The organism is Actinomyces slackii (genome assembly GCF_900637295.1).
Lineage (GTDB): Bacteria > Actinomycetota > Actinomycetes > Actinomycetales > Actinomycetaceae > Actinomyces > Actinomyces slackii.
Genome location: NZ_LR134363.1, coordinates 2,912,052 through 2,926,389, shown reverse-complemented (window position 1 = coordinate 2,926,389; position 14,338 = coordinate 2,912,052). Strand labels below are relative to the sequence as shown.

Here is a 14,338-nt window from a genome sequence, read left to right as displayed (position 1 = left end):
AGGAGCACCATGAGCACTCGTCGATACTTCCTGTCACTCGCCGCAGTCGGCGCTGCCGCCACCCTCGCCGCTTGCTCCTCGGGTGAATCCGGCGCCTCGGCCTCCTCCGGCGCCAGCACCGCCCCCTCCGGTGAGACCTCGGGCTCCTCTGCCCCGGGCGCAGCCTCGAGCGCCTCCGCCGAGGCGGTCACCTACCCGCTGACCGTTACCGACGGCAAGGGTGAGGTCACCATTGAGGCTGAGCCCAAGAAGGTTGTCGTGCTCGACATCACCACGATGGACAGCCTGGTGGCCCTGGGGCTGGCCGACCGCGTCGTCGGCATCGTCTCGGGCGGAGACAGCCTGCCCATGAAGCTGGGGGACTCCTACGGCTCGGCCGAGGTCGTCGGCAGCTTCCATGAGCCCGACATCGAGAAGGTGGCGAGCCTCGAGCCCGACCTGGTCATCGTGGGCGGCCGCGCGGAGGATTCCTACGAGGCCATGGCCGAGAAGTTCACCACTATCCTCATGCCCGGAGGACGCGAGACCGCCTTCACCGAGCGCCTGACCGGGGCCGCCGATCTACTGGGGTCGGTATTCGGCGTCACCGCCAAGGCCACCGAGGTTGTGGACGCCTACAAGACCAAGGCCGAGCAGGTCAAGGCCAAGGCCTCGGGCATTGGAAAGGGCCTGATCCTCATGACCTCGGGAGGCAAGATCTCTGCGTACGGTCCCGGCTCGCGCTTCGGCCTCATCCACGATGACCTGGGCGTGGCTCCCGCCATTGAGGACGTCAAGGCCGCCACCCACGGCGACTCCGTCTCCTTGGAGGCCGTCAACCAGGCCAACCCCGACTGGCTCTTCGTCGTCGATCGTGACGCCGCCATCGGGGAGAGCGGACAGGCCGCCAAGGAGGTTCTCAACACCGAGCTCGTCACCTCCACCACCGCCTGGACCAAGAACCAGGTCGTCTACCTGGATGGTCAGAGCTGGTACATCGTGGGCGCGGGGCTCAACAACGCCCCGATCATGGTCGACGAGATCAAGACCGCCATCAAGGCATGATATCCCCCTTGACGGCCACCACCGCCAAGGCTCCGGGCCCGCGGGCACTCAGCTCCGCGGGCCCGGAGCCGGCCCGCCGCCACCGACCGATCCTGGCCGCCACGCTCCTCACCCTGATCCTCCTGGCCCTGGTATCGGTGTGCGTGGGCAGCGCCGACATCACCGTGGGGGGCCTGCTGGAGGGTGGGGCGCAGGGGCGCGATGCGCGCGTGCTCATCGTCTCGCGCATCCCCCGCACCGCCGCGGCGGCGCTTTCCGGCGCCGCCCTGGCCATGGCCGGGGCCCTCATGCAGCTGCTGGTGCGCAACCGCTTCGTGGCGCCCTCGACCACCGGCACCGTCCAGTTCGCCGCCGCCGGCCTGCTGGCGGCCACCATCCTCACCCCAGGAGCCGCCGTGGGCACCAAGATGGCCTTCGGGGCGGTTGCCGCCATGGCGGGGTCGGCCTTCTTCCTGTGGCTCCTGCGGCGCCTGCCAACTCACCGGCCCGACGACGTCGTCGTCCCCCTGGTGGGAATCATGATGGCCGGCGTCGTGGAGGCCGCCACCACCTTCGTTGCCTGGCGCATGGACCTCATGCAGTCCTTGGGCGCGTGGACCAGCGGGGACCTGTCCACCATCGTGGCGGGCCGCTACGAGCTGCTGTGGGGCGTGGGCCTGGTGGCGCTGATCACCTGGCTCGCCGCCGATCGCCTGACCCTGGCGGGGCTGGGCCGCGACCACGCCGTCGGTCTGGGACTGGCCTATGACCGCACCATGGCCCTGGGGCTGGCCATTGTGGCGATCACCAGTGCGGTGACCGTCGTGGTCGTGGGCGCCCTTCCCTTCCTGGGGCTGGTGGTGCCCAATATCGTCTCCCTCATCGTGGGCGACAACCTGCGCCGCTCCCTGCCCTGGGTGGCGGTGGGCGGCGCTGCCATGGTGCTGGCCTGCGATGTCGTCGGGCGCCTGCTCATCCGCCCCTACGAGATCTCCGCGGGAGTCATCATGGGCATCGTCGGCTCCCTGCTCTTCCTCATCCTGCTGCTGCGGAGGACCCGATGAGACCACCGGAGGCTCTGACCCGCGGCGCGGCGCCGACCGCCGCTCCAACCACCGCGCGGATGCACCCGGGGGTGCGCCTGCTCATCGCCGTCCTGCTGGTTGCGGCCTGCGCAGCCTTCCTCCTGGGCTATGAGGCGCGCAGTCTCATCGCGATCCTGGAGATCCGCCTGCCCACGCTGCTCGCCCTGCTCATCGTGGGCTGGGCTATCGCCATCTCCACCGTGGTCTTCCAGACCATCACCGCCAACCGCATCCTGACTCCCTCCATCATGGGGCTCGACGCGCTCTACGCGCTCATCCAGACCCTGGTCATCATGATGCTCGGGGGCGAGGTCCTGGCCACTGTCTCCAGCCTGACCCAGTTCGCGGCGATGACGGTGATCATGGTGGGTGCCTCCCTGCTGCTCATCGGCCCGCTGCTGCGCGGCGGGCGCGAGGTCCATGTCCTGGTCCTGTCAGGCATCATCCTGGGCACCCTGCTGCGCTCCATCACCGTCTTCCTCCAGCGCATCATGGACCCCAACGAGTTCCTCATCCTGCAGGACCGGCTCTTCGCCTCCTTCAATGGGGTCAGCGAGGAGCTGCTGTGGGCCGGCGGAGGGATCGTCGCCCTGGTCTCGGGAGCCCTGTGGTGGCGGCGGCGCACCCTGGATGTCATGCTCCTGGGCCGTCCGCTGGCGGTGTCCCTGGGCGTGGATTACGACCGCGAGATGCTGCGTGCCATGGTGGCCATCTCCGTGCTCGTCTCGGTGTCCACCGCCATGGTCGGGCCCATCACCTTCTTCGGCCTGCTCGTGGCGCACCTGGCCTACCGGCTATCGGGGAGCTACCAGCACGCCGTCATCCTGCCCATGGCCGCCCTGTGCGCCATGGTCACCCTGGTGGGCGGCCAGGCCATCCTCCACCACCTACTGGCCTGGTCCACCGTCCTGTCCGTCGTCATCGAGCTGATCGGCGGCATCCTCCTCATCATCCTGCTCATCCGGGAGGGCAAGCGCCTGTGATCTCCATCAACCGCGTCTCCAAGAGCTACGGGCGCTCACTGGTCCTCGACGACGTCACCGTCGACCTGCCCGCCGGCGGGATCACCTGCCTGATCGGCCCCAACGGCGCGGGCAAGTCCACCCTGCTGTCCATCATCGCCCGCCTGCTGGGCGCCGACGCCGGCACCGTCAGCGTGGCGGGCCTGGACGTCACCCGGGCCGATACCCGCGAGCTGGCCCGCACCATGGCCGTCCTGCGCCAGGACACGCACCTGGCGGTGCGCCTGACGGTGCGCGACCTGGTGTCCTTCGGCCGCTTCCCCCACAACGGGGGCCGCCCCTCCCGGGCCGACCGCGATGCCGTGGCCAAGGCCATCTCCTGGATGGATCTGGACGACCTGGCCGAGCGGCGCCTCGATGAGATGAGCGGAGGTCAGCGCCAGCGGGCCTTCGTGGCCATGGTCCTGGCCCAGGACACGCCCTACGTGCTGCTCGACGAGCCCCTCAACAACCTGGACATGACCCATGCCACCGCCATGATGCGCCGGCTGCGCGCTGCCGCCGACGAGCTAGGGCGCACCATCGTCGTCGTCCTGCACGACGTCAACTACGCCTCCTGCTGGGCGGACTCGATCCTGGCCCTGCGTGACGGCGCCATCGCCGCTCACGGCAGCCCCGAGGAGATCATGGACACGGCCGTGCTGGAGACGATCTACGGCTGGGCCATCCCCATCCACGAGCTCGACGGGCGGCGAGTGGCCATGTACTACGCCTGAGCCGCTGAGACGCGCGGATGCGCCGGCGCCGCTCTCCGGTAGGGTGGCGCCGTGACCCCAGAAGAGCTCTCCGCAGCAATCCGCACCGTTCTGAGCCAGGCCTGCGCCGAGGGCTCCCTGAGCCTGCCCGAGGCCGAGATCCCCGAGCCTCGCGTGGAGCGCCCCCGCAACCGCGACCACGGCGACTGGGCCACCAATGTCGCCATGCAGCTGGCCAAGAGGGCGGGCACCAACCCGCGCGCCCTGGCCGAGCTGCTCAGCCCCCGCCTGGCCGAGGTCGACGGCGTCGCCTCGGTGGAGATCGCCGGGCCCGGATTCCTCAACATCCGCCTGGACGCCGCCAGCGCCGGCGAGCTCGCCCGCAGCGTCGTGGAGGCCGGCCGGGCCTACGGGCGCAACGACTCCCTGAGCGGCCAGCACATCAACCTCGAGTACGTCTCGGCCAACCCCACCGGCCCGGTCCACCTGGGCGGGGCCCGCTGGGCCGCCGTCGGCGACTCCCTGGCCCGCATCCTGGCCGCCTGCGGGGCGAGGGTCACCCGCGAGTACTACTTCAACGACCACGGCGGCCAGATCGACCACTTCGCCAACTCCCTGCTCGCCTCGGCCCGCGGGCAGGCGACCCCGGAGAACGGCTACGGCGGCGCGTACATCGCTGAGATCGCCGCGCGCGTGACCGCCGACGAGGCCGCCGCCGGCCGCCCCGACCCCGCCGGCCTGCCGGACGCCGAGGCCGCCGAGGTCTTCCGCGCCGGGGGCGTGGCTCTCATGTTCGACTCCATCAAGGCCGAGCTGCACGCCTTCCGCTCGGACTTCGACGTCTTCTTCCACGAGGACTCCCTGCACACCTCCGGGGCCGTGGACCGGGCGATCGCCAAGCTGCGCGAGCGCGGCGCCATCTACGACCATGAGGGCGCGATCTGGCTGCGCACCACCGACTTCGGGGATGACAAGGACCGCGTGCTCATCAAGTCCGACGGCAACGCCGCCTACTTCGCCGCGGACCTGGCCTACTTCCTGGACAAGCGCGAGCGCGGCGCCGACTGCGCCATCTACCTGCTCGGCGCCGACCACCACGGCTACGTGGGCCGCATGATGGCCATGTGCGCAGCCTTCGGGGACACCCCCGAGGTCAACATGCAGATCATCATCGGCCAGTTCGTCAACCTCGTGAAGGACGGGGCCCCGGTGCGCATGTCCAAGAGGGCCGGCACGATCGTCACCATGGAGGACCTGGTGGAAGCCGTGGGCGTGGACGCCGCCCGCTACGCCCTGGCCCGCTCCTCCATGGACTCCACGATCGACATCGACCTGGACCTCCTGGCCTCCTCCAGCAACGACAACCCCGTCTACTACGTCCAGTACGCCCACGCCCGCACCTGCAGCGTGGCGCGCAACGCCGCCGAGCACGGGGTGAGCCGGGATGCCGGATTCGACCCTGCGGCCCTCGACGACCCGGCCGACTCCGCCCTCCTGGGGGTCCTGGCCCAGTACCCGGCCACGGTCGCCCAGGCCGCCGGGCTGCGCGAGCAGCACCGGGTGGCCCGCTACCTGGAGTCCCTGGCCGCGGCCTACCACACCTGGTACGGCTCCACGCGCGTGACCCCGCGCGGGGACGATGCCGTCACCCCGGGGCATGTGGCGCGCCTGTGGCTCAACGACGCCGTGGGCCAGGTCCTGGCCAACGGCCTGGACCTGCTGGGCGTCAGCGCCCCGGAGAGGATGTGAGCGCTGTGAGCGCTGTGAGCGCAGCGAGCACGGGGCCTCAGGCCCTGAGCGTTCCCGCCGGCGAGGCCCCGCTGGGGGACCTGGCCTGCCCCGAGCCGGCCGACCGCCCCGACCTGTGGCCGACGACGGCGCGGCGCACCGGCGACGGTGAGCTGGAGATCGGCGGGCGAGCCGTCTCAGCCATCCTGAAGCAGGCCCCCGCGCCGGTCTACGTCATGGACGAGGCCGACTTCCGCGGGCGCGCCGCCACCTGGGCCGCCACCATGGCCGAGGAGTTCTGGGAGGGCTACGGCATGAGGGGCGGCGGCGCCTTCTACGCCGGCAAGGCCTTCCTGACCACCCGGGTGGCCCGCATCGCCCTGGAGGAGGGCCTGGGCATCGACACCGCCTCGCGCGTGGAGCTCGCCGTCGGCCTGGCCGCACTGAAGGGCGATGACGACGCACCCGACTTCCCGCCCTCCCGCCTGGGCCTGCACGGCAACGGCAAGACCGAGGCCGAGGTCGGCGTCGCGCTGGCGCACCGGCTGGGGCACGTCGTCATCGACTCCCCCGAGGAGATCGACCACGCCGTCGCCGCCGTGCGCCGCCTGAGGACCGAGGGCATCTACGCCCCCGACGAGCGGGCGGCCCTCATGGTGCGCCTGACCACCGGTATCCACGCCGGTGGCCACGAGTTCATCTCCACGGCCCATGAGGATCAGAAGTTCGGGCTGTCCATCCACAGCGGCGCCGCCCGCGCCGCCATCGATGCGATCATCGCCGCGCCCGAGCTGGAGCTGCGGGGCCTGCACTCGCATATCGGCTCCCAGATCGCCGACCCGGCGGGATTCGAGGCCGCCGCCGAGGCCGTGCTGCGCCTGCGGCACGAGGTCGCCGCGGACACCGGCTGGCTGTGCCCGGAGATCGACCTGGGCGGAGGGCTCGGCATCGCCTACACCGGCGCCGATGCGCCCGCGCCGTCGCCTGCGACGTTGGCCCGCGCCCTGGCGGGCGTGGTGCGGCGCGTATGCGAGGAGCTGGGCGATGAGCCCCCGTATGTCTCGGTGGAGCCCGGGCGCTCCATCGCCGGGCCGTCGCAGGTCACGCTGTACACGGTGACCGGCCTCAAGCGCGTCGAGCTGGGGGAGGGGACCGCCCGCCTCTACGTGAGCGTGGATGGCGGCATGTCGGACAACCTGCGCCCGGCCCTCTACGGGGCGGCCTACACGGCCCTGGTGGCCAACCGCCTGCCCGACCCCCAGGCCGGTCTGGTGCGCTCGCGCGTGGTGGGCAAGCACTGCGAGAGCGGGGACATCGTCGTGCGCGACGTGGACCTGCCCGCCGACCTGGCCATCGGCGATGTGCTGGCGGTTCCGGCGACCGGCGCCTACGGGCGCTCCATGGCCATGAACTACAACCTCTTCACCCGCCCCGGCGTGGCCTGGGTGCGCGAGGGGGAGCAGGGCTGGGTGCTGCGGCCTGAGACCGTGGAGGACCTCCTGCGCCTGGAGGGCTGAGTCCCGGCCCGGGCGGGGAGCGGGCCTGTAGGCATGGGCCCTCCTCGCCAATGACTGCAGGCATAGATTGGGCTCCATGGCTGACACCGATCGGGAGTACCGCAAGGCCTTCTACCGGGCCGTCAACCTCCACCAGGGGGCGCAGTTGGTCTCGGGGCAGGAGGAGTACGAGCAGTGCTACGTGCCCATCTACGACCAGCCCGACGGCCCGGCGGGCCCTGACCTGGTCCGTGAGATCGCCACCGCCATCGACTTCACCACCGGAGGCTCGGTGCAGTTGCTCTCGGGCTACCGGGGAGCAGGCAAGACCACCGAGTTGCTGCGGCTGTGCCGTGAGCTCGACGCCGAGGCCTACGTTCCCGTCTATCTCAACATTGAGGACTACTTCAACCCCGAGCTTCCCCTTGACAGCGGGTCCTTCCTCATCGGGCTGGCTGCCGGTTTCGTGGCCAATTGCGAGGGCGCGGGTATCCCCAAGCAGAAGCTGGCGGAGCGCATGGAGGGGCTCCTGGAGCGCCTCAAGCTCACCGTCGATGCCAGTGCTGCCTTCAACCCCGGATCGGTGTCCCTGGATATCAGAGCGGCACTTCGTGAGGACGAGACCTTCCGGGCCCAGGTTCGGCAGGCACTGGAGTCCAATCGAAGGACTTTCCGGCAGGAGGTCCATGAGTTCTTCAGCGCCGTGGTCGGTGAGATGCCCGGAGGACGGGTCCCGGTCTTCGTCGTCGACTCGATCGACCACTTCCGTGGCAGGGCAGCCCCTTTCGACGAGGTGCGCGACTCGGTGGAGTCACTGTTCTCAGTCCACGCCTCCGAGCTGTCGCTTCCCGGGATGCACGTGGTCTACACGGTGCCCATCTACGCCAAGCCTGTGGGCTGGGACAGTCCGATCTGGCCCGTGCTCAACGTCAAGGTGCGCGAGCGGAACGGCAGCGACTGTCGCGAGGGCATCGACTTGCTGCGCGAGGTACTGGTTAAGCGCGCGCCAGGCGGCGATCTGGAGCGGCTCCTGGGAACGGAGGTGGACCGGGTGATCCGGTCCTCGGGTGGGCAGTTCAGGGAGCTCTTCCGGCTGGTCTCGGCACTCCTGCTCAAGGACGGGGCGCTGCCAGTCAGTGCTCAGGAGGTTGACCAGGTTGAGCGGCAGATGCGCTCTCAGGCGGCGGTGGCGCTCTCGCGGGAGCAGTGGGAGATCCTCAGGCAGGTCAAGGAGGCTCAGCAGCTGAGCGTCCCGCGCGCTCAGGTGCCTGAGGCCCGGGCCCTTCAGGCGCTGGGATACGTGCTGTGCTATCGCAACGGGGAGGTGGACTGGTACGGCGTCCACCCTCTGGTGGAGACGCTCCTGGATGAGAGGGTCTGAGCGTGGAGCCCCAGGGCGCCGCGATCACGATCAGCGTTGATGAGGCCTGGGCCGATCTTCGCCACCACTTGGACTGGACCCGAGACCCGGCATTCCGGTGGACGGTGCCTGAGGGTTTCCCGGACATGTGCTGCGTCTTGGCGGGGCGGAGGATGCGACGCGCATGGGGAGGCGTGCCCACCAGGGGCTTCTCGGGCGTGTTGCCGGCATGTCTGCGCGCAGGGAGGCACCTGCCGGGGACCCTGAGGCAATGATGGGGCGCGTGGGTGTCCATGACTCGGGATAATGGTGTACGCATCTGCATCAGTGCAGGTCATGAGCGGTTTCGTCACGCGCATTCTTCAGGACGGCGTGGTTGAGTCCGGCACGGTCAGGATGTGCCTCGTGGAGGAACCTGCCTAAGGGGCGGCTGTGAGATTGTGAGATACAGCCTGTCGCTTTCAGGCACTGCCGAAAACCCTGGCAAGTGTGACAGAGTGGTCACGAAGGTCACGGAGGCGTCACTGCCCGTCCGGCTGCTGGCGGATCGGTGTGCTCCGTGGGCGACGGGGGACCACCCCTGACCACGTCTCTACGAAGCCTAGAACTCGGAGATCCCATGAACACAGTTTCAACGGGCACCGCGTCTCGTCCACCCCTCGTCCGAGGAGCGGGCGCAGGAATCGCTGCCATTCTCACCCTCATGCTGGCCGCCATCGCCCCCCTGGTGACCGCCCCGGCGCAAGCCGATGAGAACCAGGGCATCACAGTTACCAACATGACTTTGACACGGGTCGACGGTAACAATGTGGATCGGGAGGGCGCCCTCACCTACTACGACCACGCCCGCCTGAACTTCGACTGGGACGCCTCCAGTACGGAGCTCAAGAGCGGTGACTCCTTCACCATCAACCTGGGCACATACTTCCAGAACCTCCAGGTCCCCGCCTCCAAGCCCATGACCGTTGACCACAACGGCACCGAGGTCGAGGTCGGCACCTGCGAGCTGACGGCCAAGGACATCACCTGCACCTTCAACGGCAAGGTCGAGGAGCTGCGCAACGCCGGATTCCACAACTTCCGCGGCAGTGGCTCGGCCATGCTGTCCATCGTCGAGTCCACCACCTCCAAGACCGCGGACATCACCGCCAACGGCATCGCCTCGGTGGATCTGCCCGGCGAGGGCGGCATCGGCACCCCCAACCCGTCCCAGTGGGAGCTCTACAAGTGGTCCTCCAGCTTCTACAACGACTACTCCGAGCTGACCTGGGGCATTAACTTCGGTGCCAACGAGACCACCGGTGGCAAGCTGGGCACGACCTTCACCGGCTCCAACCGCCAGACCATCACCTTCACCGACACCCTCGGCGAGGGCATGGACTTCAACTCCGACCTGACCCGTTGGACCCTCAACAAGCGCAACGGCGACGGGCCGGGCGTGCGCCTGACCGACGCCTCCGGGGCTGACGCCACCACCGAGCACGGCGACTACGACCTCAAGACCACCATCTCCGGTGACGGCCGTACCGCCACCATCGAGGTCACCGGCCCCTTCAACAACGGTGACAACTTCACCATCGAGTACCCGGTCACCTTCGCCGGCGGCAAGGCCGTCAAGGGCTCGACCTACAACAACTCGGTGACGATGAACGGCACTGACCTCAGTTCTGAGAACCAGCAGGCCTATGTGCAGTACTTCGACATCAACGTCCAGATGGAGCCCGGCTTCGGCAGCTTCTCCGTGACCAAGGCCGTTGAGGGCGACGCCGCCGACAAGGCCGCTGGCACCTCCTTCCCGGTGGAGGTCGCCTACGAGCTGCCCGCGGCCGCCTCCACCTACCCCGGCTGGACCGCGCCCGAGGGCACCAAGCCCGAGGGCGAGGGCCGCACCGGCACCGCCACGATGACTGTCAAGCCCGGTGAGACCACCCAGTTCGAGGGCACTCTGCCCAAGGGCACCACCGTGACCCTCTCCGAGGACGTCTCCAAGGCCGAGCCCGCCGCTGAGGGCTACGAGTGGGGGACCCCGGTCTTCGTCGTCGACGGCAAGGAGACCAACACCTTCACCATTGGCGACCAGGTTGTCACCAGCGTGAGCCTGACCAACAAGGCGGTCAGCACCCCGCCGGCGACCACCCCGCCGACCACGGCCCCGCCGACGACGACCGCTCCTCCGGAGACCGCCGGCCCGCCGGCGACCGTTCCCCCGGAGACCGCTCCTCCGACGGGCACGCCCGGCAGCCCCAGCACCCCCGGTGCTCCGGGGACCCCGAACAAGCCCGGCTCGCCGCCTCTGGCGAACACCGGTGCCGACGTGGCCGCCCTGGTCGTGCTGGTCGGCCTGGGCCTGGGTGGGGGCGCCCTCGCGCTGTCCCGCCGTCGCAAGGCCTGATGCCCACGCTGAGTGAGCGTTGCCGCTGATCGCGGCATGAACAACGCCAGGTGGCCCACCCCGGATCGGGGTGGGCCACCTGGCGTTCAGGTTGCCGGTGCCAGGGCGGCGTCATTGGGTGGAGTGCGACTACTGCCCGGGGAGGATGACCGAATCGTGATGCTCCTCCATATGGTGGTGACCTGCGTCATGACGGCCTGCGTAGGCTGCGCTCATGAGCGCTGCAACATCGTCCTTGGAGGAGCCGCCCCCGTCGTGGCACCGAACCGGTGACCTCGACTCCGAGCACCGGCTCGGCCTGGGGCAGGTCCTGATGATCGTGGTGCGCGAGCTTCTCGGACGCCGTCGGCGCTGAGCGTGAGCCGGACCCGGGCCGGACCCGAGCCGACACGGTCCTTCGCTCCTGCCGAACCCCCATGGGAGATGTGGTCACTGGTCTCCCATGGGGGTTCGCCTTGTGCGCGAGGCCTCAAAGGGCTTGGGCGGCCCTCGCTTACCTAGCGAATAGTAGATAAGCCTGGTAGGCTCGACACCGCGGGCACGCAGCAGGGCCCGCCATGCGAGAGCCGCAACGATGCGAGGAGACATCATGCCCGTCGCCAACCCGCAATCCCCTGACGAAGCTCAGCCCACCTGGGTGGTCACCACCGAGGCCGCGCCCTGGACCACTGCGCAGACCCCCGTGACCATCACGGAGATGGATGCCTTCCCCGGCGCCTTCCTGCGGCTCGACCAGCCCGCCCAGGAGATCGAGGGATTTGGGATCTGCTTCAACGAGCTGGGATGGGACGCCCTGAGCCGCCTGGAGGCCCAGGATCGCGAGGCGATCCTGCGGGAGGTCTTCGCCCCCGGCGTCGGGGCGGGGCTGACCGTGTGCCGCATGCCCATCGGGGCCAACGACTTCTCCCGCGACTGGTACTCCTACGACGAGACCCCCGGGGACCATGCCCTGGAGCACTTCTCCGTGGCCCACGACGAGCAGACCCTCATCCCCTACATCAAGGCGGCCAAGGGCCACCAGCCCGAGCTGCGGCTGTGGGCCTCCCCGTGGTGCCCGCCCACCTGGATGAAGCGCAACAACCACTACGCCTGCGCCGCCCCCAACCCCCTGGCCGCGCAGACCCGCTTCGACAACGGACTGTCGCGCGACAACCAGATCGCCGAGGGCGAGGACGGCTTCATCCTCACCGAGGAGAACCTGGAGACCTATGCGCGCTACTTCGGGGCATTCATCGACGCCTACCGGGAGCGGGGCATCGAGATCTCCATGGTCATGCCCCAGAACGAGTTCAACTCCAACCAGGTCTTCCCCGCCTGCACCTGGACGCCCCAGGGGCTCATCTCATTCCTGCGCCACCTCATCCCCCACATGGAGTCACGCGGCGTGGAGGTCTTCTTCGGCACCATGGAGCGCGCCGATGACAGCCTGGTCGAGGCCATCCTGGCCGACCCCCAGGTGGGGCCGCGCATCGGCGGCGTCGGCTTCCAGTGGGCCGGCAAGCACGCCCTGCCCCACATCCACCACGGCCACCCCGAGCTGAAGATCTACCAGTCCGAGCAGGAGTGCGGCGACGGCCGCAACGACTGGCGCTACGCCCGCTACGCGTGGACCATGATGCGCCACTACTTCACCCATGGCGCCACCGTCTACGACTACTGGAACCTGGCCCTGGACGAGGGGGGCGTCTCCCGCTGGGGCTGGAGCCAGAACTCACTGGTGGTGGTCGACCCCGAGACCGCCACGGCCCGCTTCACCCACGAGTACTACATCCTCAAGCACCTTGCGGGCTTCGTGCGCCCCGGGGCGCGATTCGTGCCCAGCCTGTCCTACACGGGCCACGAGAACATCCTGGCCTTCCTCAACCCGGATGGCTCGGTGGTCATCGCCTCCCAGAACGACATGACCACGCCCCAGGAGCTGGTCGTGGGCGTGGGGGACAAGCTGGTGCGCTTCGAGGCCCCGGCCGACTCCATCTCCACCGTCGTGGTGCCCGCGGGCGCCTTCACCCTCCAGGGCATGCCCATCTGAGCGCTGGCTCGCCCGCACCAGGCGGCGGGCGCGGGAGCGCGCAGGCGGCGGCGTCGTGCGAAATGCCGGTGCTCCGGGAGGTGCGGGTGCTTGGGGGCGCCCGTATGCTGGCGGCGGCTCCCCGGCGCCCGACGGCGGGGAGCGGCATTCGTCCCCGAGCAGCAAGGTGGTCACGCAGTGGTCCCGTCGGTCCCGTCCTCGTCCTTCGCACCCTCCCGCAGCCTGTCCGTCGGCGTCCTGGGCGCCGGCACCGTGGGCACCCAGGTGATCCGCCTGCTGACCGAGCAGGCCGACGACTTCGCCGCGCGCTCCGGGGCCAGGCTGGAGATCACCGGCATCGCGGTGCGGGACCTGTCCGCCCCCCGGGACCCCGCCGTCCCCGCCGAGCTGCTGACCGACGACGCCACGGCCGTGGCCACGGGCAATGACCTGGTCATCGAGCTGATCGGCGGCATCGAGCCCGCCCGCACCCTCATCCTCGCGGCCTTCAAGGCCGGAGCCAGTGTCATCACCGGCAACAAGGCCCTCATCGCCGCGCACGGCCCCGAGCTCTACGCCGCAGCCGCGACCGCCGGCACCGACTTCTACTACGAGGCCGCCGTGGCCGGGGCCATCCCCGTGGTCTACGCGCTGCGGGAGTCCATGGCCGGGGACAGGGTCACCAACGTGCTGGGCATCGTCAACGGCACCACCAACTACATCCTCGATGAGATGACCACCAAGGGCCTGTCCTTCGACCAGGCCCTGGCCACCGCCCAGGAGCTGGGCTACGCCGAGGCCGACCCCACTGCGGATGTCGACGGACTCGACGCCGCCGCCAAGGCCGCCATCATCGCCTCCCTGGCCTTCCACACCCGGGTGGGCCTGGATGATGTCAGTGTCGAGGGCATCCGTGACATCACCGCGGATGACATCCGCGAGGCCCAGGCCTCGGGCTGCCAGATCAAGCTGCTGGCCATCGCCCAGCGGCGCGAGGACGAGCATGCCCGGGGGGTGTCCGTGCGCGTCCACCCGGCCCTGGTCCCGGCCGACCACCCGCTGGCCAGTGTGCACGGGGCCTTCAACGCCGTGCTGGTGGAGGCCGAGGCGGCCGGGCGCCTCATGTTCTACGGTCAGGGCGCCGGGGGCGCGCCGACCGCCTCCGCTGTGCTCTCCGACGTCGTGGCCGCCGCGGCTCACCGTGTCCACGGGGGGCAGGCCCCCCGGGAGTCCTGCTACGCGAGGCTGCCCATCCTGGGGCCCGAGGCGGCGATCACCCGCTACCAGGTCCAGCTGGAGGTCGCCGACGCCCCCGGCGCGCTGGCTGCCGTGGCCGGGGTCTTCGGCGCGCAGGACGTGTCCATCAACTCCGTGCGCCAGAACGCCTATGTGGGCGGCCAGACCGCGGTGGTCACGATCGTCACCCACCCTGCGGCGGTCTTCCACCTGGATGCGGCCGTGGAGGCGCTGCGGCGCGACGAGCACGTCGCCGCGGTCATCTCGGTCCAGCGCGTCGAGGGCGAGTGACG

11 protein-coding genes are annotated in these 14,338 nt (G+C 69.8%); all 11 read left to right on the top strand.

Annotated features, from left to right (window positions below; translation table 11 throughout):
• Positions 1-9: 9 nt before the first annotated feature.
• The 11 genes from EL266_RS12090 (at position 10) to EL266_RS12045 (ending at position 14,336) form a co-directional block, all read left to right on the top strand.
• A complete protein-coding gene (locus EL266_RS12090; protein WP_051281227.1) occupies positions 10-1,044 on the top strand; it encodes a siderophore ABC transporter substrate-binding protein in 1,035 nt (344 codons plus the stop codon).
• Positions 1,041-2,087 (top strand): ABC transporter permease, encoded by a 1,047-nt coding sequence (locus EL266_RS12085; RefSeq protein WP_084500807.1) that lies wholly within the window; start codon positions 1,041-1,043, stop codon positions 2,085-2,087. Before EL266_RS12090 ends, EL266_RS12085 begins: the two co-directional genes overlap by 4 nt.
• A complete protein-coding gene (locus EL266_RS12080; RefSeq protein ID WP_126412356.1) occupies positions 2,084-3,091 on the top strand; it encodes an iron chelate uptake ABC transporter family permease subunit in 1,008 nt (335 codons plus the stop codon). The genes EL266_RS12085 and EL266_RS12080 overlap by 4 nt, the downstream gene beginning before the upstream one ends.
• A complete protein-coding gene (locus tag EL266_RS12075) occupies positions 3,088-3,846 on the top strand; it encodes an iron ABC transporter ATP-binding protein (RefSeq protein WP_026427090.1) in 759 nt (252 codons plus the stop codon). The genes EL266_RS12080 and EL266_RS12075 overlap by 4 nt, the downstream gene beginning before the upstream one ends.
• A gap of 51 nt (positions 3,847-3,897) precedes the next feature.
• Positions 3,898-5,574 (top strand): arginine--tRNA ligase, encoded by a 1,677-nt coding sequence (gene argS, locus EL266_RS12070; RefSeq protein ID WP_026427089.1) that lies wholly within the window; start codon positions 3,898-3,900, stop codon positions 5,572-5,574.
• 14 nt (positions 5,575-5,588) lie between these two features.
• Positions 5,589-7,070 (top strand): diaminopimelate decarboxylase, encoded by a 1,482-nt coding sequence (gene lysA, locus EL266_RS12065; protein ID WP_051281225.1) that lies wholly within the window; start codon positions 5,589-5,591, stop codon positions 7,068-7,070.
• A 76-nt stretch (positions 7,071-7,146) separates the two neighbouring features.
• Positions 7,147-8,430 (top strand): hypothetical protein, encoded by a 1,284-nt coding sequence (locus EL266_RS12060; protein WP_026427087.1) that lies wholly within the window; start codon positions 7,147-7,149, stop codon positions 8,428-8,430.
• A 682-nt stretch (positions 8,431-9,112) separates the two neighbouring features.
• A complete protein-coding gene (locus tag EL266_RS12055) occupies positions 9,113-10,801 on the top strand; it encodes a DUF7926 domain-containing protein (protein ID WP_331852925.1) in 1,689 nt (562 codons plus the stop codon).
• Between the two features lie 214 nt (positions 10,802-11,015).
• A complete protein-coding gene (locus EL266_RS13450) occupies positions 11,016-11,156 on the top strand; it encodes a hypothetical protein (RefSeq protein ID WP_156907648.1) in 141 nt (46 codons plus the stop codon).
• 234 nt (positions 11,157-11,390) lie between these two features.
• A complete protein-coding gene (locus EL266_RS12050) occupies positions 11,391-12,830 on the top strand; it encodes a glycoside hydrolase family 30 protein (protein ID WP_051281223.1) in 1,440 nt (479 codons plus the stop codon).
• Between the two features lie 177 nt (positions 12,831-13,007).
• A complete protein-coding gene (locus EL266_RS12045) occupies positions 13,008-14,336 on the top strand; it encodes a homoserine dehydrogenase (RefSeq protein ID WP_034514949.1) in 1,329 nt (442 codons plus the stop codon).
• Positions 14,337-14,338: the final 2 nt, after the last annotated feature.